22 protein-coding genes are annotated in these 26,711 nt (G+C 46.3%); 13 read left to right on the top strand and 9 right to left on the bottom strand.

Annotation, left to right across the window (positions count from 1 at the left end; translation table 11 throughout):
* Positions 1–3: 3 nt before the first annotated feature.
* The 5 genes from C2756_RS07165 to trxA form a co-directional block, all read right to left on the bottom strand.
* Positions 4–1,395 (bottom strand): MATE family efflux transporter, encoded by a 1,392-nt coding sequence (locus tag C2756_RS07165; RefSeq protein WP_215318278.1) that lies wholly within the window; start codon positions 1,393–1,395, stop codon positions 4–6.
* A 3-nt stretch (positions 1,396–1,398) separates the two neighbouring features.
* The gene (locus C2756_RS07160; protein ID WP_215318277.1) at positions 1,399–3,117 is read right to left on the bottom strand and encodes a glycosyltransferase family 39 protein; all 1,719 of its coding nucleotides are present in this window, start codon (positions 3,115–3,117) and stop codon (positions 1,399–1,401) included.
* 102 nt (positions 3,118–3,219) lie between these two features.
* On the bottom strand, positions 3,220–3,567 hold the full coding sequence (locus tag C2756_RS07155) for a type B 50S ribosomal protein L31 (RefSeq protein ID WP_215295051.1): 348 nt from the start codon (positions 3,565–3,567) through the stop codon (positions 3,220–3,222).
* Positions 3,568–3,743: 176 nt separating this feature from the next.
* Complete coding sequence (rho, locus tag C2756_RS07150) at positions 3,744–5,006, bottom strand: transcription termination factor Rho (RefSeq protein WP_011903147.1); 1,263 nt, start codon at positions 5,004–5,006, stop codon at positions 3,744–3,746.
* Between the two features lie 262 nt (positions 5,007–5,268).
* Positions 5,269–5,595, bottom strand: a complete 327-nt coding sequence (trxA, locus tag C2756_RS07145) for a thioredoxin TrxA (RefSeq protein ID WP_068948270.1) — start codon at positions 5,593–5,595, stop codon at positions 5,269–5,271.
* 122 nt (positions 5,596–5,717) lie between these two features.
* Between trxA and C2756_RS07140 the strand changes: the two genes are divergently transcribed.
* From C2756_RS07140 to C2756_RS07130, 3 genes are all read left to right on the top strand, one after another.
* Positions 5,718–8,702 (top strand): PD-(D/E)XK nuclease family protein, encoded by a 2,985-nt coding sequence (locus C2756_RS07140; RefSeq protein ID WP_215318276.1) that lies wholly within the window; start codon positions 5,718–5,720, stop codon positions 8,700–8,702.
* Positions 8,699–12,265: an exodeoxyribonuclease V subunit beta gene (locus tag C2756_RS07135; protein ID WP_251372012.1), complete on the top strand. Its 3,567-nt coding sequence runs from the start codon at positions 8,699–8,701 to the stop codon at positions 12,263–12,265. The genes C2756_RS07140 and C2756_RS07135 overlap by 4 nt, the downstream gene beginning before the upstream one ends.
* Before the next feature lie 121 nt (positions 12,266–12,386).
* Complete coding sequence (locus C2756_RS07130) at positions 12,387–13,208, top strand: M48 family metallopeptidase (protein ID WP_215318275.1); 822 nt, start codon at positions 12,387–12,389, stop codon at positions 13,206–13,208.
* A gap of 97 nt (positions 13,209–13,305) precedes the next feature.
* Here the strand turns inward: C2756_RS07130 and C2756_RS07125 are convergent, their stop codons facing one another.
* Both C2756_RS07125 and C2756_RS07120 read right to left on the bottom strand, forming a co-directional pair.
* A complete protein-coding gene (locus tag C2756_RS07125) occupies positions 13,306–14,256 on the bottom strand; it encodes a tripartite tricarboxylate transporter substrate binding protein (protein ID WP_215318274.1) in 951 nt (316 codons plus the stop codon).
* A complete protein-coding gene (locus tag C2756_RS07120; protein WP_215318273.1) occupies positions 14,253–15,320 on the bottom strand; it encodes a tartrate dehydrogenase in 1,068 nt (355 codons plus the stop codon). Before C2756_RS07120 ends, C2756_RS07125 begins: the two co-directional genes overlap by 4 nt.
* A gap of 203 nt (positions 15,321–15,523) precedes the next feature.
* Between C2756_RS07120 and C2756_RS07115 the strand changes: the two genes are divergently transcribed.
* The 3 genes from C2756_RS07115 (at position 15,524) to C2756_RS11160 (ending at position 17,593) form a co-directional block, all read left to right on the top strand.
* A complete protein-coding gene (locus tag C2756_RS07115; protein WP_251372011.1) occupies positions 15,524–16,027 on the top strand; it encodes a LexA family transcriptional regulator in 504 nt (167 codons plus the stop codon).
* A complete protein-coding gene (locus C2756_RS07110; protein ID WP_215318272.1) occupies positions 16,024–17,334 on the top strand; it encodes a Y-family DNA polymerase in 1,311 nt (436 codons plus the stop codon). Before C2756_RS07115 ends, C2756_RS07110 begins: the two co-directional genes overlap by 4 nt.
* 127 nt (positions 17,335–17,461) lie before the next feature.
* Positions 17,462–17,593: a hypothetical protein gene (locus C2756_RS11160; RefSeq protein WP_256437772.1), complete on the top strand. Its 132-nt coding sequence runs from the start codon at positions 17,462–17,464 to the stop codon at positions 17,591–17,593.
* Positions 17,594–17,698: 105 nt separating this feature from the next.
* Here C2756_RS11160 and C2756_RS07105 read toward each other — a convergent pair whose 3' ends face one another.
* Positions 17,699–17,866 (bottom strand): hypothetical protein, encoded by a 168-nt coding sequence (locus tag C2756_RS07105; RefSeq protein ID WP_215318271.1) that lies wholly within the window; start codon positions 17,864–17,866, stop codon positions 17,699–17,701.
* Between the two features lie 222 nt (positions 17,867–18,088).
* On the opposite strand from C2756_RS07105, the gene C2756_RS07100 reads away from it, so the two are divergent.
* Positions 18,089–18,448: a YkgJ family cysteine cluster protein gene (locus tag C2756_RS07100; protein WP_215318270.1), complete on the top strand. Its 360-nt coding sequence runs from the start codon at positions 18,089–18,091 to the stop codon at positions 18,446–18,448.
* Between the two features lie 80 nt (positions 18,449–18,528).
* Positions 18,529–19,485 (top strand): tripartite tricarboxylate transporter substrate binding protein, encoded by a 957-nt coding sequence (locus C2756_RS07095; protein WP_215318269.1) that lies wholly within the window; start codon positions 18,529–18,531, stop codon positions 19,483–19,485.
* A 34-nt stretch (positions 19,486–19,519) separates the two neighbouring features.
* On the opposite strand, the gene C2756_RS07090 is transcribed toward C2756_RS07095, so the two are convergent.
* Complete coding sequence (locus C2756_RS07090) at positions 19,520–20,557, bottom strand: tripartite tricarboxylate transporter substrate binding protein (RefSeq protein ID WP_251369946.1); 1,038 nt, start codon at positions 20,555–20,557, stop codon at positions 19,520–19,522.
* 140 nt (positions 20,558–20,697) lie between these two features.
* Here C2756_RS07090 and araD point away from each other — a divergent pair, with 140 nt between their 5' ends.
* From araD to C2756_RS07065, 5 genes are all read left to right on the top strand, one after another.
* The gene (araD, locus tag C2756_RS07085) at positions 20,698–22,437 is read left to right on the top strand and encodes an L-arabinonate dehydratase (RefSeq protein ID WP_215318268.1); all 1,740 of its coding nucleotides are present in this window, start codon (positions 20,698–20,700) and stop codon (positions 22,435–22,437) included.
* Between the two features lie 212 nt (positions 22,438–22,649).
* Positions 22,650–23,801: a branched-chain amino acid ABC transporter substrate-binding protein gene (locus tag C2756_RS07080; RefSeq protein WP_215318267.1), complete on the top strand. Its 1,152-nt coding sequence runs from the start codon at positions 22,650–22,652 to the stop codon at positions 23,799–23,801.
* Between the two features lie 42 nt (positions 23,802–23,843).
* Positions 23,844–24,776, top strand: a complete 933-nt coding sequence (locus C2756_RS07075; protein ID WP_215318266.1) for a branched-chain amino acid ABC transporter permease — start codon at positions 23,844–23,846, stop codon at positions 24,774–24,776.
* Between the two features lie 2 nt (positions 24,777–24,778).
* Complete coding sequence (locus C2756_RS07070) at positions 24,779–25,921, top strand: branched-chain amino acid ABC transporter permease (protein WP_215318265.1); 1,143 nt, start codon at positions 24,779–24,781, stop codon at positions 25,919–25,921.
* A complete protein-coding gene (locus C2756_RS07065) occupies positions 25,918–26,709 on the top strand; it encodes an ABC transporter ATP-binding protein (RefSeq protein WP_251372010.1) in 792 nt (263 codons plus the stop codon). Before C2756_RS07070 ends, C2756_RS07065 begins: the two co-directional genes overlap by 4 nt.
* Positions 26,710–26,711 lie beyond the last annotated feature (2 nt).

Genomic DNA, 26,711 nt, shown 5'->3' with positions numbered 1-26,711 from the left:
GTTTTACAGCTCGACTGGCGGATGCGTTTTCTCATAGCGCTCCGCCGTTCTTCTAAATAAGTAGAGTAGTAAGCAGCCAGCTAACCCTAGGCTAATGCTGTTGCCAGCCCAAAAGCCATTAGCACCTTGCAAGAATGTGGGCGTATTACCTAATACATTAAAGCCCATCAAGTAACCGCCACCAAGACCTACACCCCAGAGTGAGCCTGCATAAATGAGCATAGGCCAAAAGGCGATCCGATATGCTCGCAAAATAAATGCGGCAGTCACTTGCAAGGCATCAAAGATTTGATAAAAAGCAATAAACAAAAAGAGGGGTATGGAAAATGCTTTCACTTCCTCTGGTGGATCATATAAATCTAATAGCTGAATGCGGAACACCCAGACAGCTATACCAATCATGATGCACAAAGTGGTTGTAAAGAAAACCGAGGACCAACCAATTTCTTCAGCGCGCTCTGGCTTGTTAGCACCAATCGATTGAGATACTAAAGTCATCGTGGCAATCGAGAGTGAGAGTGGCACCATATAAATTACGGTTCCCATATTGGCCACAATTTGATGCCCCGCTAGAGCAGTAGTGCCTAAACGCGCAATAAACAAGGACATGAAGGTAAAGGAGGTTACTTCAATCAGATAGCTAAAGCCAATCGGCGTACCTAGCTTTAACAAAGTCCAAATGCGAGGCCAATCAGGTAGGCTAAAGCGCTCGAATATCTTGAAGGGTAGATAAAAGCGATCAAACAGTACAAAGCCTAGAGTCATTAACAGCCAAGACCAGTTGATGATGACGGTAGCAACCGCACAGCCTGGGCCACCCATCCCTTCAATGCCTAAGCCGCCATAAATAAACAGAAGATTTAAGGGAATCTTCAGACCTAATCCAATTAATTGCACCACGGTAATGACTGTAGGGCGGGAGACGGCGTTATGTAATCCCATGAGGATGCGCATACCCATACTTGCTGGTAAGCCAAGCGCCAAGATACTGAGATATAGCCTTGCCTTATCTTCAATATCAGAACTGATTTGCGAGATCGCCAATAAATGATCTGCATTGAGTAAGATAAAACAACCGAGAATAGATAAACCTAAAGCAAGCCAAGTTGCTTGACGAACTTCTTCGCCAATCTCGCTATAGCGTTTTGCGCCAAAAAGTTGCCCAGCGATTGGAGCGAGAGCAGACACGACGCCAGTGAGACCAACATAGATACTAATGAAGATGGCTGAAGCCATGGCTAATGCTGCTAGATCATCGGCAGAGTAACGTGCCGTCATTGCGGTATCTAAAACCCCAAAGGTAATGACTGCGAGTTGACCAATGAGCAGAGGACCGGCGAGTTTTAGTAGAGCGGGAACGTCCTCACGTAGGCGTGATAACTTAAAGTGCAGCACGCCTTATTCCGGAATTACTTCGTATAGACGCAAACGCTCATCGCGGTCAGCGGCGCGACGATCTTCCCAGAGAAGGCGAAGTTTCTTGTTATTAAGTTGCGCGTAGGCTTTTGCTTCAGATTGGTTATGCGTCAGCATCCAAGGGCAATCTGGATCATCACGTAAAGTCAGTTTAGTAAAGTAGTCAAATGAGGCTAACTGGGCCGAACCAATATTGCTGGTGTTAATGCATCCGCCGCCTGTAGGAACTACTTGCGCCAGACGAGCAGATACCGGACGATAGGTTTTAGCAAAGTTAATAGTAGGTAGCCATAGAGTCATGAGTAATACCCACATCAAGGTAGTACCTGATGCCGAGATAATCAAGCAGCGCCAGATTTCCTTAGGGGCGCGCGATGTTCTCCAGCGAACCACCGAGAGCCAGACGCCAGTAATCGCAAGTGCGACGATAAATGCAAGCCAATTCAATTGACCTTCAAAACCGGGAAGTAAGCGTGCAATATTGGCAGCGGTAGATTCTGGATAGCCAGTAACTTTTGCGAGCCAGATAATCCAAATGGCTAAGGCAATTAGGGTAAAGCTGAACATCGCAAACCAATCAATAAAGCTGATGATGCTGCGTTTAAGAATCGGTAAGCTAAAAGCAGCGATGATCGACAGGCTAGGAATCATGATCATCAGATCATGTTCATTTGCCTCGAGGCGGAATAGGACGTAAATCAAGGTACCAATAAATAAGCTCAGCGGAATACAAAGGTGGGGAGCGCGCCAAGACCCTGCTTCTTTAACGCGACCCCAGTGTCCTAAAGAGATCAATGCTAATGGCCATACCGGCCAGGCATAAGCCCAGAAGTTCACACTCAAAAAACTCAAGGACTCAAGCGATGGAGTAGAGCGTATCTCCGGCATATTGCGCCAGCCTTCTTGAGCAATATGGCGCCAGCCAGCTGGTAAGTCAGCCAGATACCAAAGCGCCGGCCAAATCGCAAAACCAATGAGACCTAAAACAGTACTGGTCAAAGTCCAACGAAAGCGTAACTTAGCATTACTAGCGATCACCGCAATGATGGTCGAGGTGACAACGATCAGACTTAAAGTGAGATTGCTAGATAGCGCTACGATCGCAATACCAAGGCCGGTCCATAAACCCCCTTGCCATGGTTTGTCTAATCCACGTACAGTGCCATAGAGCACGATACTAATACCCATTAGTTGCGCCATCATCGGCGTTGTTTCATGAGCACGCTGAGCAAGACCGACACAAGCCAAGAAGATTAACAATGCGCCATCGGCAAGCGTCATGCCATAACTTTTCAGGTCAGGCTGGCCACCCACTGCAAAAGCCATCGGTTGCACTTCACGGCGACGACCTAATAAATACGTGGCATACCAAATTGCCAGTGCAGCAGCAAAAAAGCAAATCGCGGAATATAAGCGTGCTGCATTTGCAGCGCCAATGAAGCCGCCAAATAATTTAATGAGAGTGGCGCCCATCCAGTAAGGCAATGGTGTACCTAATGAAACATCACGACCTGCTAAGTGAGGGACGAGCCAATCGATCGAGTTGCCGCGAAACAAAGTCCACATGCCCCCAAAACCAATCGCATCCTCATTCTTCCAAGGATCACGGAAGAAGAGACCTGCAAAACCATAAATCAAAGTCAACGCAAAAATAATGATGCGCGGAATCGATTTAGTAGCAGCGGCAGTGAGTTTGACCATGAACTTTATTTAAACAAAAACAAGCAATAAAAAAGGCAGCAAACGCTGCCTTGATTATCTCGCAGAGAAGGGCATTGCCATACCCTGCGAATATGAAGTGTATTAAGCCTTCTTCTTAGCTGACTTTTCGGCAGCTTTAGCTTCTGCAGCAGCCGCTTTTTTCTCAGCCGTTTTAGCAGCGCCATCACCGGCAGCCTTAGCAACCGCTTTGGTACCGAATTTCTGACGGAATTTCTCAACACGACCAGCGGTATCCATGATTTTTTGGGTACCAGTGTAGAAAGGGTGTGATTCAGATGAAGTCTCGATCTTGGCCAAAGGATATTCCTTACCATCTTCCCACTTGATTGTCTCTTTAGTAGACATAGTGGAACGAGTCTTGAAGCTGAAGTTATTGGAAACGTCTACAAAGACGATTTCACGATATTCGGGGTGAATGCCAGGTTTCATTTTGAGTCCTATGAGCGGGGAGCCGTTTATGTCGCCGTTTGATGATGGCAACTTAAATACTTTCCCAAGTTAAAAACAGTGATTGGTGCAACAAAGGCGAAATTATGCCATGAAATCAATAACAAAGCGCGCTTTTGGGGTCCAAAAGGGGCTAAATCACCCCCTAGACCCCTAAATTAGCCTCCGCGACGCATCAGGTCAAAGAATTCGCCGTTGTTTTTAGTCGATTTGAGCTTATCGACGATGAAGTTCATCGCCTCAATGTCATCCATATCAGCCAGCAATTTACGCAATACCCAGATCTTCTGGAGGTTCTCAGCTTTCACCAAGAGCTCCTCACGACGGGTGCCAGACTTATTGAGGTTAATCGATGGGTAAACACGACGCTCAGCCAGACGACGCTCAAGATGAACTTCCATATTGCCGGTACCTTTGAACTCTTCATAGATGAGGTCATCCATGCGGCTACCGGTTTCAATCAGGGCAGTAGCGATGATGGTTAATGAGCCACCTTCCTCAATATTACGCGCTGCACCGAAGAAGCGTTTTGGACGTTGTAATGCGTTGGCATCCACACCACCAGAAAGTACTTTGCCTGATGAAGGCACTACGGTGTTGTAGGCGCGTGCTAAGCGAGTAATCGAGTCAAGCAAGATGATCACATCTTTACCCATCTCGACCAAACGTTTTGCTTTTTCAATCACCATCTCGGCAACTTGAACGTGACGGACCGCTGGCTCATCGAAAGTGGAGGCAACCACTTCACCGCGCACCGAGCGTTGCATCTCAGTCACCTCTTCAGGGCGCTCGTCAACGAGCAAGACGATGAGAATCGCTTCAGGATTATTTGCGGCAATAGCGTGTGCAATGTGTTGCATCATCACGGTCTTACCAGACTTTGGTGATGCTACGATCAGACCACGTTGGCCGTAACCAATTGGGGAGATCATGTCGATAATGCGGCCAGTCAAGTTTTCTTCTGCCTTGATATCGCGCTCAAGACTGATTACCCGGTTTGGGTGCAAAGGGGTTAAGTTCTCGAACATGATTCGGTTCTTGAGGGCTTCAGGAGCCAAACCGTTGATCTTGTCGACCTTTACCAAAGCAAAGTAACGCTCACCATCTTTAGGGGTGCGTACTTCACCTTCTACGCTGTCACCAGTGTGTAAGTTAAAGCGGCGAATCTGCGCTGGAGAGATATAAATATCGTCTGGAGAAGCCATGTAAGAGGCTTCTGGAGAGCGCAAGAAGCCAAAGCCATCCGGCAAGACTTCCAAAGTGCCATCACCGAAAACGGTTTCACCAGCTTTAGCGCGTTTCTTCAGAATCGCAAACATCAATTCTTGTTTGCGCATCCGTTGCGTGTTTTCAATCTCCAAGCTAGCTGCCATTTCGAGCAGGGCAGATACGTGGAGGACTTTGAGTTCAGTTAATTGCATGTGGTTCTCGGGTGTTGATAAAAATGAATAAGGGAAATTTGTTTTGGGGTATCGCCGCGTTGATGGAGATCACGCAGATATGGGAAGACAGAATTTTGGAGTTTGCTAAAAGAAGGGGGAGGTAAATTACTGGAAAGGGGCGCTCTCAAGAAGGCGCTGAACTACTGTTAAATGCAATACTACACTAAAAAACGGGTCTGGCAAGAGCTAGAAATAGGTAAATACCACAGGCTCAACGGGTGAACCTGTGGTCTGAGATGATTTACAGATGACTATCAATAAATGCAGTCAACTGAGATTTGGCCAAAGCGCCTACTTTTTGAGCAGCTACAGTGCCATTTTTGAATAAGATCAAGGTCGGAATGCCACGAATATTGAACTGGGCAGGGACACCTTGGTTCTCATCCACGTTCATTTTTGCGATTTGCAGCTTGTCGCCATACTCACCGGAGAGTTCCTCCAGGATGGGACCAATCATTTTGCAAGGACCACACCATTCAGCCCAGAAGTCGAGCAGTACAGGTTTATCGGACTTGAGGACGTCTTGTTCGAAAGAGGCGTCAGTTACATATTTAATGCCGGCACTCATGAAAATTCCTTATTTAGGCTTATTTAGCTCCGCATTTAGCGAGTTGGTTAATTGTGGCGTTACAGAGCTTATATTAGCAATAAGCGAAACATTCTGCTCAAAATAGATAAATTACTCCATTCATGCTTCACCCATTCCCGACAATTTCCGATCAAAAGCAAGTGCAGCCATGGGCCATCACACCTGATGCTACTGCGCTGGAACAGTTAGCAAGGGGTATTTGGGATGGTGCGGCGCAAACCCAGCAGCGCCCCTTAGTGGTACTCAGCACTGCAGGTCCCCTCATCGGAGTGAGGGCAGCACTTGAAAAATATCGACCGCAAAATCTCAATCCCAAGATTGCATTCTTGCCGCAAGTGATTAGTTTTGCCGATTGGTTGGAAGCAGCGCCAGGCGCATGGAAATTTCCAAAAAAACAAACGGATTTAGAGCGATGGTTGGGTGTCTACACCACTTTGCGTAAACATCCAGAATTGCAAGCGTGGTTTAAAGCAGAGAGTGAAACTGGCGCATGGGGGTTAGCGCAAGCGATTGTGGAAGCGTGCGACACCTTGTCCAAAGCAGTGTGCCCACAATTACAAAAGCAAATCCATGCATTGATGCAAGAGGATCAAGCTAAGCAGAGCAATATTGGTGAAGTCTGGGGTGATCAAGCGCAAGCATTATTGGATATGACCGTCGCCAAAGTCTATTCCGGGATGGCGCGAAAAGTGGTTGATCAAGAAACTAAAGTCTTGCTCACTTTCTGGCGCTATACCACGAGCATGAGTGATCCAGTATTTCGGAATCAGTTTGCAATGGCGGCACACCTTGAAGCTATCGCAGCCGCTCAAGAAGTAAATCAAGCAAGACCTCTCATTTGGGTAGAGACTGCCGATCCCACGCTAATTGACCAAGAGATTATTGGCAACTTACTGAGTGAGTATGCCCAATATGCGCCCGTTGTAGAGGTTAAGATGAATTGGCGCGATGTGGGCTTGTGGTCAGAAGCGATTGACATTGAAGATGACCTGCAGGCAAAGGCTCAGGCATTAAGCAATGCCAAACGCACACAAAGCAAAGCGTGGCGTCTGATCTCAGCGAAATGCTTTGAAGAACTGGCTTGGGCCGCCGCTAAAACCATTGAGCAACATCTCATCGATGGTAAGACCAAGTTAGCACTCGTTGCGCAAGATCGTTTAGTAGCGAGAAGGGCGCGAGCACTGCTGGCAAGATTGGGTCCCGCACTGAATATTCGTGATGAGACTGGTTGGAAGTTATCGACAACGCGTGCAGCGGCAGCCTTAAATAGTTGGTTGGAGCTCATCAAAGCGCCTAAGGATGGACCAAGTGCAAAAGCATTACTCGAGTTTTTACAGAATCCCTTTTTTGATCTTGGAAAAGTTCTCAACCGAGATCCAGATACCTGCACTGGACTCATTGCAGAATTAGAAGATATCTTGGTAGCAAGCAAGGCCGAGTCTGGTTGGAAAACTTTCCACCTAGCTATTGAAGGCGCGCAAGATAATGCGGCCAAAACTTTAAGCAACTTGCCAAGCGCTGCTTTATTGGAGTTATTGCAGTTTGTCAGAGAGCGACATCATGAATGGCTGACGCTCAAGGTTGATTGCAATCAGGCTTATAGGCTGTTGCAAACCAATCTTCAAGATACAGGTATGGCGCAAAGCCTTCATCAAGACTCTGCTGGTAAGCAACTATTAGAAGTACTCAAGACATTTGATTTAAGTAAGACGCAGTATCAAGCAGCATCCATTCGTTTAAGCGAGTGGCTGAGTTTGCTCAAAACCGTGGTTGAAGGTGCAAGTTATCAAGAAGTTGGCAAGGAAGCTCAGGCAACTCTCAGCATCTTGCCACTGAGCTCAACGCGTCTGCGTGACTTTGAAGCAGTCGTAGTGGCAGGTTGTGATGAACAGCAGCTGCCAGCATACTCAGAGCCGCCCTTATTTTTCTCAGATGCGCTCAATCAACTCTTAAAGACTTCTACCGTTGCAATGCAGTTTGTGCAGCAGGCGCGAGATCTTTCTCAACTGTTAGTGTCATGCCCCAAGGTTGATTTGCTTTGGCAAAGTAAGAGTAATAACGGAGAGCCGCTGAGACCAGCAGCATGGCTACAGCGCTTGCAAAATCAGCTTGGATGGCAGGCTATTCCCACACAGCTCAAAAAGCGAGCCTTTCAATCTAGTCCGATGGATATGGCAGTTGCGCATTTTGAAGAAGCATTGCCCATGCCCTTATCGATCAGTCCGAGTGCCTATAAGGCTCTTCGCGATTGTCCATATCGCTATTACGTGCGTAGCTTATTGGGCTTAAGAAAGAACAAAGGTTTTGATGAGGGCTTTGATGCTTCCTTAGCAGGGCAGACCTTGCACAAATTACTCAAGCGTTTTTATCAAGCACTGAAAACTCAAGAACACACCAATCCGGCCATCAAGACAGATCAAGATCAAAGACGCGTCTGGATGGAAAAGAGTCTTACCATTCATTCGGAACAAGAGTTTGCTGCTTTGATTGAAGGCGATGCCAGAGTGATGGGTACATTGCGAGATTGGCAAAAACAAATCCCAAGTTTTATTGAGTGGCAATTGCAACGCGAGCAAGCGGGCTGGCAATATTTTGACGGCGAAGTCAAAGTTGGCTTTGATCTACCATTTAAAGATGCCGAAGGCGCTCCTAAAACGATTCGCATTGAGGGCTTTGCAGATCGCTATGACGTACAGGTCGGTGATAACGCGCTGGCCTCAGTGATTGATTACAAAAATCAACGCTTTGAGAGAGTCAAAGTACGCGCGGAGCATCTTTTAGATGACCCGCAATTATTGATCTATGCCCGTGCTGCTAACGAAGAGCAAGAAAATCATAAGCTCACGGGTCATGTAGTTCAGCAGGCAGAGTGGGTGGCGCTAAAAGCTGATCTTTCCAAGGGTGACCACAAAGCATTACGAGGTCAAGAGGTAGTCGATATGCCAGCCATGATGCAGCAGTTTTCTGAGCAAATCACAGAAGATATAGAGCAACTGTGGGCTAAAAAGCCCATGCAAGCATTTGCGCCTGAAGGGGTGTGTCAATACTGTGAAGCGCGGGGCATTTGCAGAAAGGGGATCTGGTGAGTGATCCGCTAAATACGCAGCTCAATGGGCAGATGAACATACTTCCTGAGAAGCAAGCTTATTCAGAAAAGCTCGCCTGTGACCCCCAGCGTTCAGTCATTGTTTCTGCCTGCGCCGGCAGTGGTAAGACATGGTTACTCGTAGCAAGAATGGTGCGACTCTTGCTTGATGGTGTGAAACCTCAAGAGATTCTTGCATTAACATTTACACGCAAAGCGGCACAAGAGATGCGTGATCGCTTATATGGATTGCTAGAGCAGTTCTCAAAAAGTGATGACACCTCTTTAACAAAGGAGCTCATCGCTAGAGGTATGGAGCTAGAGCAAGCGGAGCAATCTTTAGCGAAGGCTAAAGCACTTTATGAGCAAGTGCTAGCAAACCCACAGCCAATTGTGATTGATACCTTTCATGGTTGGTTTGGTAGATTACTCGGTGCAGCGCCGGTTTCCTTGGGGATTCAGCCAGGATTTAAGTTGCGTGAAGACGCCAAGCGCCTGCAAGAAGAGTGTCTTGATGATTGGTGGGGTGATCTCACACCAGAACTCAAGGCGCATTATGACGTCTTGCTGAACCATCTTGGCTCACACGAGACACAAAAGCTTTTAATGGGAAGAAGCAGTCTCTTTAAACAAAGGGGAGCATGGACTTTTTTTGCGAAGGATTGCAAACAAACCGGTAATAGTTCAATAGAGCGTTTAAAGCAAACGCTACCCAAACTCAATTTACCTAACCCATTAATTGCGCAGTGGGATGCGCCAAGCGCATTAGCTGATCTGGAGTTTTTAGCGCATTGCCTGAGGAATAGCAGTACAAATGATCAAAAGCTATTACCCAATCTATTGCCAGCCATTGCATGTAAGCAGCGTAGCGGCAATGTGCTGGATATTGCTGCTACCTTGCAAAGTGTCTTCTTAACAAAAGAGCCAGTGAAGTACCGAGCTGGCAACGATAGCGCTTTGAGCGCATTACAAACCTTTTTAAATAATGAAGGGATGTCCGACCGAGTTAGTGAACACATCAGCTTTAAGCAGTCTTGGGGTCACACTTTTGAGGAATATCTCCTCTGGCAGGCAGAGCAGGATGTCTTTGCCATGAACGAGGCCTGGTTTGCGCTCAATCAATCGATGATGGCGCACGCTAATGCCGCAAAAGAAAATATGCGCGTGCGTGACTTCGATGACTTAGAGATTGGCGTGAGCATGCTAATGGATGATTCCGCTAACGCTGCTTATCTACAGTCGCGCTTAGACGCTAAATATAAACAAATCCTGGTGGATGAGTTTCAGGATACCAACCCATTGCAATGGCAAATTTTGCGAGCATGGTTAGCAGGCTATAGCGAAGGTGATGAGAAGCCTAAAGTGTTTATTGTGGGTGATCCTAAGCAATCGATTTATCGTTTTCGTCGTGCGGACCCAAGATTATTTGTGAGTGCAAGAGCGTTTTTGCATCAGAACTTAGGCGCAGCTTACATAGAGCAAGATAAAACACGTCGTAATGCAGATCAAATTAATACAGCGGTCAATATGATCTTCCAGAGTGAGCAGATTCCCCCAGAATATCCATATACCAAACAAGAAACTCTGTGGTCTAGCCCAATAGACCATCAGCCCACAGAGACTTATGCCAAAGAGGGTGAGATTTATTTACTTCCTTTAATACCATATGCAGAAAAAGTTGAAGCAGTACGAGAGGGCAGTGCTTTTGATAAAGCGATTGCAGACTCTAGCGAGACGGTTGCAGTGGTTCAGCGTCAACAAGAAGGTGCATTGGTTGCTCGTCTCATTAAAGAAATTATCGCCACCCGTAAAGTGGTAGACAAAGAGGGGGGTAAAGAGTTTTGGAGAGAGGCAAGAGCAAGTGATTTCCTCTTATTGGTCAAGCGCCGTAAGTTTTTACCTCAATATGAGCGGGCGCTGCGTGAAGCAGACCTTGCGTATGAGAGCTCGCGCTTAGGTGGTTTGTTAAATACACTTGAGATCGATGACCTGATTGCTTTATTAACTGTGCTAGTGACCCCGCGTCATGATTTGCCATTAGCCCAAGTATTGCGCTGTCCTATCTTTGGCTTTACTGAAAAGCAAATGCAGCAGTTGGCCGTTGCCATGACATCAGGTCAATATCGTTCCTGGTGGGATGCTCTGCAAGATAGTCAGGATGCAAAATTACAGTTTGCAGCGCGTTATCTCCAGCACTGGCATTTACTCGGTGAGCGTCTACCAGTGCATGACTTATTAGATCGTATTTACCAAGAGGGTGATGTGCGCCTCAAATACGCCGCCGTCTGTCAGGATCTTGATCGTCCACAGGTATTGGCAAACTTAGATGCCTTTTTGGAAGTGGCGCTGAATCAAGATGGTGGCCAATACCCAAGCCTGAGTCGTTTTATTCAAGAAATTAATGCCAAGCGTCGTGGCGATGATGATGAAACACCTGATGAGGGTGATGTTGATGCGGCAAGTGATGACAATTTAGTCGACATTGATGAAGAAAGTGAGATGTCAGAAGAAGATCGCCATAAGCGTGTGCGCTTGATGACGATCCATGGAGCAAAAGGATTGGAATCTCCTTTTGTGATCATGTTAGATGCCAATAACACCGATACCAATGTAGACTACAGCGGGGTATTGATTGATTGGGCGCCAGAAGAAGAGAGTCCTTCCCATTTATCCCTCTTTACTTCCAAAACATTAACTAGCCCTCGCGCTGAGATCAACGAAGAAGAAAAGCGTATTGGCGAAAATGAAAACTGGAACTTACTTTATGTGGCGATGACCCGTGCTCGCCAAGGTTTATGGATTAGTGGTGATGCCCAGAAACCCACTAAGAACAATCCCGATGGTTTAGATAAAGCATCTTGGTATGGCAAGGCCAATAGTGCTGAGTTAACGATTTATCAAGTTAACCAGGATCAGGTTGATAAGCCTAAAGATGTAGCAGTTAAACCAAAGAGCGCTCCAGAAAGTGCCGTTGAAGATTTTGTCTTGGAGTGGAATCCGGCCCAAGAAAGTCATACTCAATTACTACGTGATATTCAGGATGGCATCACAGTAGAAGTATTTGCTGGTGAAGGTGAGCAAATATCAGAGCCTGATCCAGAGATCTTAGAGGAAGGTACACATTTTCATAAACTGTTGGAGTTTGTTACTGCCGACTCGACTAAAGCACAAGCAACACAGATGCCAAGCGAGCAAGAGGTGATGAATTGGCTTGGTATAGATCAAGCCCATGCCCAGAAAGTGATCGAGCGCGCCCAGACAGTATTAGAAGCGCCAGAGCTCAGCAAGTATTTGACCTCAGGTCAATGGATTGCCGCGTGGAATGAGTTAGATATTGCAAGTAAAGAAGGTAAGAGCTATCGCATGGATCGCTTGGTCGAGTTAGATGACTACATCGCCATCATCGATTACAAGCTCACCATTCCAGCAGTGGGAACTGAGAAGCATGAAAAATATCGCGAGCAACTTCAAAACTACCGGGCTGAGTTAAGTCGTATCCGCAAGGACAAGCCTAATAAGGCTTATTTAGTTTCATCAGAGGGCAGGATCCACGAAATTCGCTAGGCTAAATAGCCCGTGAAGCCCCTTGAATTGCACCCAAAAGCCCCCATATAGGAGGGGAATAGCAAAAATCCCGAAACTAGGGATAATGAAATTCGCAAGAAACATCCTATAAGGAGTCATCATGAAAATGCGTAATCTAATCAATGTACTTGCTGGTTTATTTGCCGCTGCGGTATTGCTTGCTAGCAATCCCGTATTCGCTGAGGCATCTTTGCCAGAGATATATCAAGCCGTGCAATCTGGGCAGTTGGCTAAAGCTGATGCCATGATGAAAGAGGTTTTGCAGAACCATCCTAATAGTGCCAAAGCGCACTATGTAGCTGCTGAGCTTTATCTCAAAGAAGGTAAGCTCGATGCCGCACGCAATCACTTTGTCAAAGCAGAAAATCTTGCGCCAGGATTGCCATTTGCTCAACCGGAGTCTGTACAAAAACTCCAAGTGCAACTCGCTAGTGGTGCAGCAGGCTCTGCCGCTGCTCAAGGCTCAATTTTTAGCAATCCAATCTTTTGGGGTTTGATTGCGATCTTGGTAGTAGGCATCATTATTGTGATGAGACGTCGTAAGGCTGAGGCTGTGCAGGTCTACAACGCACCTAGCGCTGGTTACCCTGGTACTCCAGGCGGTCCTCCTGCTGGTTATCCAGGTGGTCCTGGCTACCCTGGAGCTCCAGCTGCAGGTGGCATGGGAAGTGGCTTGATGGGTAGCTTGGCTACTGGCGCTGCTTTAGGTGCTGGCATGGTTGCTGGTCAAGCCTTAGCAAACAATCTCATGGGCGGTCACGATGGCGGCCATTCCAGTGCAAACCCAAATCCGAACCTCACTCAAGTTGGTGGCCCCGCATCTTTAGATCCTAACTTTGGTGTGAATGACGCCAGCTCTTGGGATGATGGAGGTTCTAGTTCTTGGGATGACGGTGGTGGCGACTTTATGAGTGATGTCTGATTGCATGGGAGCATGGCAATAGTAAGCGCCTAATAAAAAACCACCGAGATTCGGTGGTTTTTTATTTGAAGCAACAGTCATTAATATCTAACAAGCCTTACTTAATCATGCCTGCGTTCTTAGCATCTTCCATAGCTTGAGCTGTTTTCTCTTTTATGAAAGCAGGCATCTTGGCTAACGGTACATCTACCAATACAAATCCAGACTCTTCCAGTTTCTTTTTGGTCTCAGGATCGGCATTGAGCTGCGCAAAGTAGTCAGACATCTTTTGCTGTAAGACGAGTGGCGTAGCTTTTGGCAAAGCAACGCCGCGATAAGCACCGTCAACCCAGTTCAGACCCAGTTCTTTAAAGGTAGGCACATCTGGTAGCGCAGGGTTGCGTTTTTCAGTGGCGATCGCAAGAGTACGTACTTTGCCTTTTTGCTGAATCGCTAATGGCAGGTAACCCATCGCGCCATCGACGTGCATCCCAATTAAAGCGGTAATCAAATCACCGGTACCTTTAAAAGGAACGTAATTGATTTTGACGCCCGCCAGTTTGTTCAAACGCTCCACTGCCATGTGGTTCGCTGAGAACTGGGCTGAGCCTGCTAAAGACATCTTGCCAGGCTCTTTTTTAGCTGCCGCAATAAATTCTTGATAAGTTTTGTAGGGACTATCTGCAGAAACCATTAAGGCATCGGGCGTGAAGTGATAGTAGTAGATGGCATTAATGTCTTCAGTCTTGTACTGAATGCCTTCTTGCAGAGGTTGCAAGATCGTATGGGGAATATTGACACCCACTACCGTAGTGCCGTCAGCAGGATAAGTATTCAGAGCACTCCATACTAGAGCGCCACCAGCACCAGCACGGTTAATCACCACCATCGGTTGTTTAAATTTCTTGGCAGAGATTTCAGCTTGGTAGCGTGCTACTAAGTCAGACTCCCCAGCAGGTGGGAAGGGGATGATGTACTGAATCGTTTTGTCTGGGAAAGGTTGGGCGCCTGCTCCCGACAGCAATCCAAACGAAATAAAACAAGCACTTATGAATTTAATTAACTTCATTTAGAGATCTCCTCGATAACAGCATTCGTCACATCACTCATCATGGCAGTGCCACCTAAATCGCGGGTATGTAACTTTGGATTGGCGGTCACCTTTTCAATGGCGGCCATTAACTTGGCACCTAAAGTTTTTTCACCCAAGAAGTCGAGCATCATCACGGCAGACCAGAAGGTGCCAATGGGATTAGCGAGACCTTTACCCATGATGTCAAAAGCAGAACCATGAATCGGTTCAAACATTGAAGGGTAGCGACGCTCTGGATCAATATTACCGGTGGGTGCAATGCCTAGGCTGCCTGCAAGTGCAGCAGCTAAGTCACTGAGTACGTCAGCATGCAAATTAGTCGCCACAATGGTGTCTAAAGACTCAGGGCGATTGACCATGCGTGCGGTAGCAGCGTCGACTAATTCTTTATCCCAAGTGACATCTGGAAAATCTTTAGCAACGATATTAGCGATCTCATCCCACATCACCATACCGTGGCGCTGCGCATTCGATTTGGTAATCACCGTGAGATGCTTGCGAGGGCGTGACTGCGCTAACTTAAAGGCGTAACGTTGCACACGTTCAACCCCAACACGGGTGAGGATGCTCATATCGGAAGCCACTTCAATCGGATGGCCTTGGTGTGCTCTGCCACCTAAGCCAGAATATTCGCCTTCGGAGTTCTCACGCACGATCACCCAATCGAGTTGATCCGGTTTGCAATTGCGTAGCGGAGTTTCAATACCAGGCAGAATGCGAGTAGGGCGCACGTTCGCATATTGATCAAAGCCTTGGCAAATCTTTAAACGCAATCCCCACAGCGTAATGTGATCCGGAATCTTTGGGTCGCCAGCTGAGCCAAACAAGATGGCATCTTTGGAGCGCAAAGGATCAAGACCATCCTCGGGCATCATGATGCCGTGCTTACGGTAGTAGTCACCACCCCAATCGAAGTGCTCAAACTCAAAAGTGACTTCAGGATGTTTTTTGCTTAAAGCGTTTAAAACCTTTTCGCATTCAGGAATAACTTCTTTGCCAATTCCATCGCCTGGAATGGATGCAATTTTGTACGTCTTCATGTGTCTCCTACTGTTTTTTATATAAGCTACTTCAGCAGTAACTTCTAGAGCCATTATGCAATCGCTTGCCCCTAAGTTTCCTTAGGGCGAACTCGGGTATGCCCATAAAAAGAGGGGTGAAATGGCGCCCATAGCCCCAAAACAACAAAAACGACCTCATTTTTACGGTTTTTACATATACTGTATAAACATACAGTATATTAATGACTATGACGCAACAAATGAGCTCCCCAAAAGTAACTCTTAGCCAGGCTCCACAAGCCTTAGCCGGTCATTTTGCCGCCTATGAGTTCAAGCTCCTGAGTCATCGGATTTCTGCTGGGTTCCCCAGTCCAGCGGCAGATTACGCTGAGGATGGCTTAGATCTCAATCATTACCTAGTACAAAACAAACCAGCCACCTTCATGTTCACTGTGAAGGGGGATTCGATGCTGGGTGCGGGGATTTGCGATGGCGATAAGGTAGTTGTGGATAAAGCCCTCAAACCAAAACACAAAGACATTGTGGTAGCAGTGGTAGATGGTGAATACACCATCAAGCGCCTCTATCAATTACGTGGCCGCATTGAACTTCAACCTGAAAACCCCAACTATCAACCTATCACCTTTAGTGAAGGTAGTGAGTTGCAAATCTGGGGTGTTGTCGTTGGCGTTGTGCGTAAGTACAGCAATGCCAGCACAAGATATAGCAAAGGGAGTAAGCAATGAGTACCTATTCACCATCAAACTCCTTATTCGCCTTAGTCGATGTGAATAACTTCTATGTTTCTTGCGAACGGGTGTTTCAGCCTAAGTTAGAAGAAGTGCCGATGGTGGTGCTCTCAAACAATGATGGTTGCGCGGTAGCGCGTAGTGCCGAAGTCAAGGCCTTAGGTGTAAAGATGGGAACACCTTGGTTTCAGATGCAAGATCTGGCAAAAAAGCATGGCATTCAAGCTTACTCATCAAATTACACTTTATATGGTGATATGAGTAACCGCGTAGTGCAAGTATTGCGCAGCTTTACACCTCATCTTGAGGTTTACAGTATCGATGAGAGTTTCTTGCAAATTGAGACTGTCTTAAAACCATATCAAGACACGATTGAGTTAGGTCAAAAGATTAAACAGCAGGTCAAAGACACCACTGGCTTGCCAGTGTGTGTTGGGATTGGCGCGAGTAAGACCTTGGCTAAGCTGGCCAATCACTTAGCTAAAAAACACAAACAGTTTTCCGGTGTGTGTGATGTCAATGCTATGAATAAAGAAGAGCTCTATCAGTGGATGAGTGAGACTGAGGTAGGTGAGGTGTGGGGTATCGGCAGGCAAATTGCCAAGAAACTCAAAGCACAACACATTCATAGCGTGTTCGATCTCTTGCAAGCTTCACCACAGGCAATGCGTCAGCAGTTTGGTGTGGTGACGGAGCGCCTTTGTTATGAACTGCGAGGTGTCTCTTGTCTCAAGCTAGAAGAAGTGGCGCCAGCCAAACAGCAAATCATTGCCTCCCGTAGTTTTGGTAAGTTGGTCACGAGTCAGGCAGAGCTGGCCCAATCCGTCGCCACCCATGCAGCGCGGGCAGCAGAGAAGTTAAGAAGCCAAGACAGCGTGACGGGGGCGCTTACGGTATTTATTCAGACAAATCCGTTTAAGCAACATGAGCCACAGCATCATCAAAGTGTCACGATTCCACTATCAGATGCAACAGATAACACGCTGACGTTAACCAATGCAGCACTAGCAGGCCTTCAGCAAATTTATCAGCCGAACTTTCGTTACAAGAAGGCGGGCGTCATTCTTAATCTGATTAGCGATAAGCCAACGATTCAGCAATCCCTCTTTGAAGATATAGAAAGTAAAGGTAAGTCTGCACACCTCATGAAAGCTATGGACCAGATCAATACTCGTTTTGGTAATGCGGTAGTCAGATCTGCAGCTGCCGGTACAAACGGCAGCAAGCAAGTATGGCAAATGCGCTCAGGAAACAAGTCACCAAACTACACCACCCAGTGGGATGAATTACCAGTAGCTCGTTAAGAAAAAGAGATGAAAAACAACAGTAAAACTAAGTATTTATTACTAGCTCATTTCATGAGCTTTTGAACCACTAATCTTAATAGATAGCAGCACATTTACAAGGTAAAACCACTCTAGGAGCAAGCAAATGGACTTATTAAATAACTTCAATGGTATCTCACTGGCAGCTGTCATGATTCTGTCTTATTGCGCTGTATTGAAAAACACTAAGCGTCATGAAAGTGCCACAAAACAGGCATTAAATCGCAGTTCCCGCTAAGGGATTAGTTGAAAAAATAATAGTTGCAGCAGGTTTTTTGAGGGAATAAGGAAATCACGGACTCCTTATTCCCTAATTCTTTTTAGACTTTGCATAATGACTGCATTAGTAATCAAAGTCACAATCATCATCGTAAAAACGATAATCTAATAGGATGTCTTTACGCGTCTTATGTTGCCAATGCAGCCGGTCTTTTAAAGCGTCATATTTAATGGTGTCGGCATACTCATTAAAGTAGTCGTCATCTTCAGAGTGATAGTGGTGAATCCGCATCATTACCTCCTAGCGTTGTTAGGTTTTTGACCCAAAGACTGAGGAGCAATCTAAAAACAAGCGGTAAACAAATCAGTATTTCGCTCCGCAGATCTAATGCTTGTGCGAAGTCTGAGTAAACTGTGATGACATGTCTATCAAAAAGTAGAATATTTTGTATAAAACTCTAAATCATTGCCAAAAAACGACAGCGATCAAAGTGAAAGTAGTTGGTAGGCGACTATGACTCTTGAGAACCGACTGTCTCAGGATGTCAATCCTTGCTTTGAATGTGGCCAATGCTGTCAGCATTTTCGGGTGAGTTTTTACCATGGAGAAATCGCAGGTAATGACACTGGAGTCGTTCCAGGAGAGTTGACAACAAAGCTTACAGACCACTTAGCCTGTATGAAGGGCACTGAAAAAGGTGGAGCGCCTTGTGTCGCGCTACGGCATACCCAAGCAGAAGGCTGGCGTTGCTCTATTTATGAACAGCGTCCCAGTCCTTGCCGAGAATTTAATATCCTCAACGAGGATGGAACACCTAACCCTGATTGCTTGAGACTACAAGAGGTCGCTAGACAACGACGTACTAATCGTTAACTGAGTTAAGTAGTGTAAATTCAAGTTTAGTAGGTGCCTAGCCACTAGCTTTGGGTATCAGCAAATCAAAAGGATGAACCTTGAAATTTTTTTTAACTGCATTGGCTTTACTCTGCTCTTCACTCGTATGTGCGGACTATCCCGAAAAGTCGATTCGTTTAGTGGTGCCATTTGCTACAGGTGGCACCTCAGAGATCATTGCGCGCTCTGTGGCTAGTAGTCTCAGTAATAGCTTGGGCCAATCTGTGTATGTTGATAACAAGCCTGGTGGCGCTGGCAATATCGCTATGGAAGAGGTCAAGCGCGCTAACCCCGATGGCTACACTTTGATATTGGGTCACGTTGGAACCTTGGCCGTGAATCCCGCACTCTTTGGTAAAAAACTTCCTTACGATCCCAATAAAGATTTCGCGCCAGTAAGCTTGGTAGCAAAAGTTCCGAACGTGATTGCGGTGAGCGAGAAAAGTAATTACAAGACTTTGGCTGATCTCGTGGCAGACGCCAAAAAGAATCCGGGTAAGATTAATTATGGATCTGCAGGTAATGGAAGCGCTGGTCACTTGGCGATGGAATACTTTTCTTCTGAAGCCGGAATTGATCTAGTGCATGTACCTTATAAAGGCTCTGGACCAATGCTTACGGACCTCATTGGCGGTCAAATTCAGGTAACCTTCAACGGCTTACCTTCATTAATGGGGCAGATTAAAGGTAATACCTTAAGACCATTAGCGATTGGATCATCCGAGCGTTCAAAGGTATTGCCAAATGTACCCACTATTGCAGAGTCTGGTTACAAAGGATTTGAGACTTCGCAGTGGTATGGAATTATCGTGCCCGCCGGTACACCACAACCAGTGATTGATAAATTGCAAAAAGAGATCGCCAAATCACTGAAGTCAAAAGAAGACTCTAAGAAGATGCTTGAAGATGGAGCGGTTTTATTGGGAGATACACCCGCTCAGTTTGGTGCCTTCATCAAGACTGAGCAGAGTCGTTGGGCCAAGGTGGTTGAGAAAGCAAAAATCACGGTGGACTAGCGCGAGTAATGGTGTGGCTCAGGCTTACCTCGGCTTACTCTGGCTTAATCCCTGACTTCTTAATCAATGTAGTCCAAAGCTCAATTTCAGACTTTAAGAAATTGTTATAAGCATTCACACCCAAGGGTGGAATCACAAAGCCCACGGACTCTATACGCTGTTTGACTTCAGGGGTTTGCAAAGCCTGGATCATGGCGGCCTCTAACTTATCTAAGACAGGTTTGGGCGTTCCTTTGGGAGCACTAATCCCAGCCCATGAGAGCGCCTGAAATCCTGGGTAACCACTTTCTGCCACGGTAGGCACAGTAGGATAGAGCGCATTGCGTTGCAAACTGCTCACCGCAATCGGGCGTAATTTACCTGAGGCAACATAAGGCAAAGCCGCATCTTGATTAATAAAGATCATCGGGATTTCATTGGCGAGGATGGCGTTCATGAGTGGGCCACCACCACGATACGGAATACCAACAATCGGTAGCGGATTGCAGTTCGTTTTATTCTTTACATCAGCGCAGGTGTTGGTTGCTTGACGCAGTAGCTCCATTGCCATGTGACCTGAAGATGCATAGGTATACCCGTAGTCCAGCTTGCCAGGATTCTTGCGTGCAAAATCAACAATATCTTTGAGTGTCTTAAATGGACGATCTGGGTTGACGACCAACACATTAGGGCCTAAATCAATTAAAGAAATATGGGCAAAGTCTTTTATAGAGTCATATTTGAGGTTGGGATCCAAGCCATGGGCAACCGCGTTTTGACCCACGCCAGTCATGACTAAGGTATAGCCATCAGCTGGTGCACCAGCAGCTCTCTCAGCGCCAATGACGCCACCACCACCACCGATGTTCTCAATTACAAAGGCTTGCTTCAATATCTTGGTTAATTGTTCTGCAGAAATTCGCGCCATCAGATCAGTAGTCCCACCAGGCGGAAAGGGCACGATAATTTTGACGGGCTTGCTTGGATATTCGGACTGAGCGAATACTGGAAGATGACTGGCGCATAAGAGGGCGCCAATCAGAAATGCCTTATTTAGCTTGGTGAACATAGTAAAGAAGGAATGCCCAGTCATTGATAGATCCTTGTGAATAAATATCTATATTAGTGTTGAAAGCTAGGGTAATTAATTGGCTGCCAGAAAACAAGTGCAGGTATACCCTTTCCTTCATATCAGGCATTAATATAGGGCTATTCAAACGAGTGCCTAAAACAATGTCCAAAAAGACCAAAGAATCCCTGCGCAGTGCCCGTTGGTTCGAGCCCGATGATTTGCGTTCATTTGGACACCGCTCGCGCGCCATGCAAATGGGCTACGGTCCTGAGGATTGGTCTGGCAAGCCCGTGATTGCCATTGTGAATACTTGGTCAGACATCAATCCTTGCCACACGCATTTCAAGCAACGCGTGGAAGATGTCAAGCGTGGTATTTTGCAAGCCGGTGGGCTTCCAATTGAACTGCCAGCAATTTCGCTTTCAGAGACATACGTCAAACCGACCACCATGCTCTATCGCAATATGCTCGCGATGGAAACCGAAGAGCTGATTCGCTCTCATCCGATCGATGGTGCAGTACTGATGGGTGGCTGTGACAAAACTACTCCCGGTTTAGTGATGGGCGCATTATCTGCTGGACTACCATTTGTTTACTTGCCTGCTGGTCCGATGCTGCGCGGTAATTGGAAAGGCAAAGTGTTAGGTTCGGGTTCTGATGCCTGGAAGTATTGGGATGAACGCCGCGCTGGTAATATCTCTGAAGCGCAGTGGCTCGAAGTTGAAGGTGGCATTGCTCGCAGTCATGGAACTTGTATGACGATGGGCACTGCTGCAACGATGATGGGTATTGCTGAAGCATTAGGTCTCACATTACCTGGTGCATCCAGTATTCCGGCAGCTGATGCCAGTCACCCACGCATGGCTGCAGCTTGTGGCAGAAGAATTGTCGAGATGGTATGGGAAGACCTCACTCCTGCAAAAATCTTAAACAAGACAAGCTTTCTCAATGCTATTAATGCAGCGATGGCGATGGGTTGCAGTACAAACGCCATCATTCATTTAATTGCGATGTCGCGGCGTGCCGGTACAGAATGCACCGTGAGCTTAGAAGATTTTGATTTGGCCAGCAGAAAAGTTCCAGTGATAGCCAATATCCGTCCTAGTGGCGATCAATATCTGATGGAGGATTTTTATTACGCTGGTGGCATGCCTGCATTACTCAAACAAATGGGCTCTCATCTCAACCTCAGTGCGATGACGGTCACCGGTAAGACGATTGGTGAGAATATTCAAAACGCAGAGGTGCATAACGAAGACGTTATTAGACCGCTGGGTAATGCAATCTATCAAGAGGGCGCGCTCGCTGTACTCAAAGGCAATATCGCTCCGGGTGGCGCAGTGATTAAACCCAGCGCCTGTGCTGAGAAGTTCTTAAAACATACTGGCCCAGCCTTAGTATTTGATAGTTATCCCGAAATGAAAAAAGCTGTTGAAGATGAAAATCTTGACGTCACTGAAAACCACATCCTCGTTCTCAGAAATGCCGGGCCTAAAGGTGGACCAGGTATGCCAGAGTGGGGCATGTTACCGATCCCGGTGAAGTTAGTAAAACAAGGCGTGCGCGACATGTTGCGTTTATCGGATGCACGCATGAGTGGTACTAGTTATGGCGCCTGCATATTGCATGCCTCACCAGAGTCTTATATCGGCGGTCCATTAGCCCTCATTAAAACGGGTGACCTTATCACTGTCGATGTGCCTAATCGCAAAATTCATTTAGAGATTAGTGATGAGGAGCTGGCTCACAGAAAAGCCAAATGGACACCACCAGTACCTCAATATGAACGTGGTTATGGTTGGATGTTTAGCCAACACATCTTGCAAGCAGAAGACGGGTGTGATTTTGACTTTCTGGAAACTGGCTTTGGGAAGCCGGTTCCTGAGCCAGATATATTCTAGTAAGGCAAAGGAGCCTTCATTGAGGCGTCCTATTCAATAGAATGCTTATTAGGGTGCATGCACCTATCTAAGCATTTCATGCACTAATACAGTCAATTTCCTGAAAATCCAAGCAATCACCTTTATAGAATCGAAGATGCCCAGCAATGCATGCCATTTGCAAAGCTTTGCTACACTGGAAAAAAGTACTACCAAAACTAAGGAGATTAAGCATGAAATCACGCATTTCTACATTGCTGGCAGCATTTGTCATTGGCCTTTCTGCCGATGTGTCTGCAAAAGATACTGTCAAGATTGCCTATATTGGGCCTTTAACTGGGGGCGTTTCAGCCAATGGTATTGGTGGACGAAACTCTGCTGACTTAGCGGTTCGACTCAAAAACCAAGACCCCAATGCGAAATACAAATATGAATTGGTGTCAGCTGATGATGAATGTAAGCCGAACGTAGGCGTACAAGTGGCTACCAAGATTGCTTCGGATAACTCGATTATCGCGGGCGTGACTCACTATTGCTCAGCAGTAGCGATGAGCACCGTAGACGTTTATCACAAGTTTGGTTTGCCAGTCATGGTGTGGGGCGCGGTGCTTCCAGAAATCACCTATGGCAATGACTACAAAGAAATTCATCGCGTGAACGGCACGATGATTAACCAAAACGAAGTTGCAGCAAAGTTTTTAACTGGCCTCGGTTATAAAAAGTGGGTGATTATTCATGACACTACTGATTACGGCAAAGGACATAACAAGTACTTCAGTCAGTACCTCAATAAAAATGGTGGACAAATCCTGGGTACATTCGGAGTGACAGCTGATCAGCAGGACTTCACTGCAGAGCTCACCAAGATCAAAGAGTTAAAACCAGAAGTGGTTTACTTTGGTGGCCTGACACCCATTGGTATTCGTATTCGTACACAAATGGATCGCTTAGGAATTAAGGCGGTCTTTGAAGGTACCTCTGGTATTAAATCTGACGCCTATATTGAAGGCTTGGGCAAGCTCTCTGAAGGTTCTCTCTCTTTTATCGAAGGCGCTCCTTGGGAAAAATTACCAGGCGGTCTTGAATTCATTGCTAAGTACAACCAACAAAAATATCCAGATGCACCTGAGGCTTATGGTCCATTTGCCTACACTGCTGCAAACCTCATCATGGCTGCAATTGAAAAAGCAGGTCCTGATCGTAAAAAAGTGATGGCAGTATTAAATAACACTCAAAACGTTGAGACTGTGATCGGTAAGGTTAGCTTTGATGATCACCGTCAAAACATCGTTCCTCTGATCTCTAAATATGTTGCCCAGGATGGTAAGTGGGTCGTGTGGGAAGATAGTCAGTACGCTAAGGGGCAACGTAAATTAGGTCAATAAGCTCTTTTGATTTTTTACAGAAGTCAAAGAGGGTAAGCTTGCATGTCATTTGATATTTTTTTGCAGTACCTACTCAATGGTTTGATGTTAGGTGTGATTTATGCAATTGTGGCGGTGGGTTTTACCCTCTACTTTGGGGTACTCGATGTCATTAAGTTTTCGCATGGCGATATTTTGATGGTGGGGGCCTTTGCTGGCCTCACCACCTATATTGGTATCGCGGGAACTTTTGAGTCTCCCTGGTTACAACTGCTGATACTAGTTTTAGTCAGCCTCTCAGTAGCAGCATTTTTGGGCGCTGTTATTGCCCGCTATCTCATCTTGCCTTTGCAAAAGGCGCCCCCGATTAATACTTTGCTCGTGACCCTAATGTTAGGTCTGGCATTGCGTGAAATGGTTCGCCTGTTCTATCCCAATGGCTCTAATCCAAAACCTTTCCCTCGATTGCTGCCAACCGATGGTATCGCTTTAGGGGAGTTCACTTTGCGCTCTGATAGTTTGATTCTCTTAATAACAGGGATCATTACCATCATCGCGGTTCAAAGACTCATTACCAAAAGCAAAATTGGTTTAGCGATCCGAGCGGTTGCACAAGATAGTGAGACAGCACGCATTATGGGAATTAATTTTCACCAGATTGTGCTAATTACTTTTATGCTTGGTTCAGCGCTAGCTGCTTTAGCGGGCCTGATGAACGGCCTGTATTACAACGAAGTGAACTTCGGTATGGGTTTGCTGCTCGGGGTGATTGGCTTTTCCGCTGCAGTTGTTGGCGGTTTAGGTAATTTTTATGGAGCTATTGTGGGCGGCTTCTTATTTGCTGCCCTTCAAACGGTTGGGGCGGTTATGTTGCCCGCGATTTTGCCTAGCGTACCTAGCGCCTATAAAGATGTATTTGCATTTACGGTGATCATCATCATCATGGGATTAAAGCCAACCGGCTTGATTTCTGAAAAATCAAGTGAGCGGGTGTAAGTATGAAGTTATTAATCTCTAGTTTTATTGTTTTCCTCATTTATAGCCTCTTATTGTTAGGTGCTGAAAACCAGTTAGAAGTAGGTATTTTGGTGGCCGTCGCTTTTATCGCAAGCGTAGTGGGCAAGAAGATGGGCTTGATGGATCGCCTTGCTAATGCAGTGAGTCAACATCCTCATTTTCCGGCAGTTGCCTCTGTGGCTGGTGTCTTGATTGCGATGGTGGTGTTTTATAACTCCCACTTTGCGCTGTTGATGTTGGCAACGGTCTTGATTTATTCCATTGTGTGTTTGGGCTTAAACATCCAGTTTGGCTATGTGGGGATTGTTAATTTTGCGGGTGCTGCCTTTTTTGGCATTGGCAGCTATACCGCTGCAGTCTTAGCCACACATACAGCACTGCCTCATTTACTAGTCTTGTTTATTGCGGCGGCAGTCTCTGCCTTAATTGGTTCAATCTTGATTTACCCTGTGCTCAGAACACGAGGTCATTACGCCGCTTTAGTGACAATTGCTTTTGGAATCTTGTTCCGTAATTTTTTAGAGGTGAACGATACCTTAGGCGGACCGCAAGGCTTAAAAATTCCGCCATTGACAATCTTTGGTTGGAATCTTTCTGAAGGTATTCAGATTGGAGGAATTGAACTCTCCTTCTATATTCCGTACTTGCTCATCGCTTTGATTTTGCTCATTGCCGCTTTTCGTATCACCAGAAATTTAGAGCGCTCCTGGATAGGCTTGAGTATGGATATGGTGCGCACCGATGAGATTGCGGCCTCAACCTTTGGGGTCAATATTGCCCATTGGAAAATCGTCGCCTTTACTCTTGGCAATTTGCTGGCCGGCCTTGCAGGCGCCCTATACGGAATGATGACAGCTTATGTCGCGCCCAATAACTTTACTTTTGCAGACTCGCTCATTCTGGTCTCGATTGTGATTTTGGGCGGCATTGGAAATCCTTGGGGCATTATTCCAGCGGCAGCCATTGTGGTTATCCTTCCAGAGAAGCTGCAATTTATTCAGGAATACCGTTTCTTGTTATATGCCATTGTGGTGATTTTGATTTTGCTCTTTCGCCCAGATGGCCTGCTTCCTAGAAGAATTCGGAACTACTTCCCAGGCAAGAAGGTGGGGGAGTCAGAATGAGCGCTACGATGAATGCTTCCAAAATTTTAGAAGCCAACAACCTGACTATGCGATTTGGTGGGGTTACTGCGCTAGATGATCTAACCATGCATGTCAATGAAGGTGAAGTCCTAGGTCTATTAGGCCCAAACGGTTCAGGCAAGACCACTTTTTTTAACGTCATCACGGGCCTATATCGCGCGAGCTCTGGGAACGTGAGTTTTCGGGGCGAGAATATCACCGATGCGACTGCGCAAGAAGTCTATCTGCACGCGATTACCAGAACGTTTCAGCGCTCCCGTTTGTCATTGCCTTTGACGGTATTTGACAACATCGCGATTGGTGATAATCGCAGGCTAAATACCGGACTGATCTTTAACTTGTTTGCCCGCGATCGATTTGAAAAAGAGTATGACCACGTTGTCGAGCAAGTCAGCGCTTTGCTATTAACGTTTAACCCCAAACTAGCAGCCAAAATATTTGAGCCTGTAGCTAGTCTGCCAATGATTGATCGGCGCCGTATTGAAATTTGCCGAGCCTTAATCAGTGAGCCTGATCTCTTGTTATTAGATGAGCCATCAGCGGGTATGACCCATGATGAGACTGCAGAGGTCATGAATGATATTTTGCAGGTCCGCAGCAAAATTAAACCATTTACGATTATTTTGATTGAGCACGAAATGAGCTTGATTCAGCGCATGACTGAGCGCTGCATTGTGCTCAACTACGGCAAGAAAATTGCCGAAGGCACTTATGAAGAAATTGTTAGCAACCGTGAAGTTCAGGTTGCCTATCTGGGGCAGGAATAATC

The organism is Polynucleobacter sp. UB-Siik-W21 (genome assembly GCF_018687415.1).
In the GTDB taxonomy this organism is placed as follows: Bacteria; Pseudomonadota; Gammaproteobacteria; order Burkholderiales; family Burkholderiaceae; genus Polynucleobacter.
This window is presented reverse-complemented; position numbering and strand designations above follow the sequence as displayed.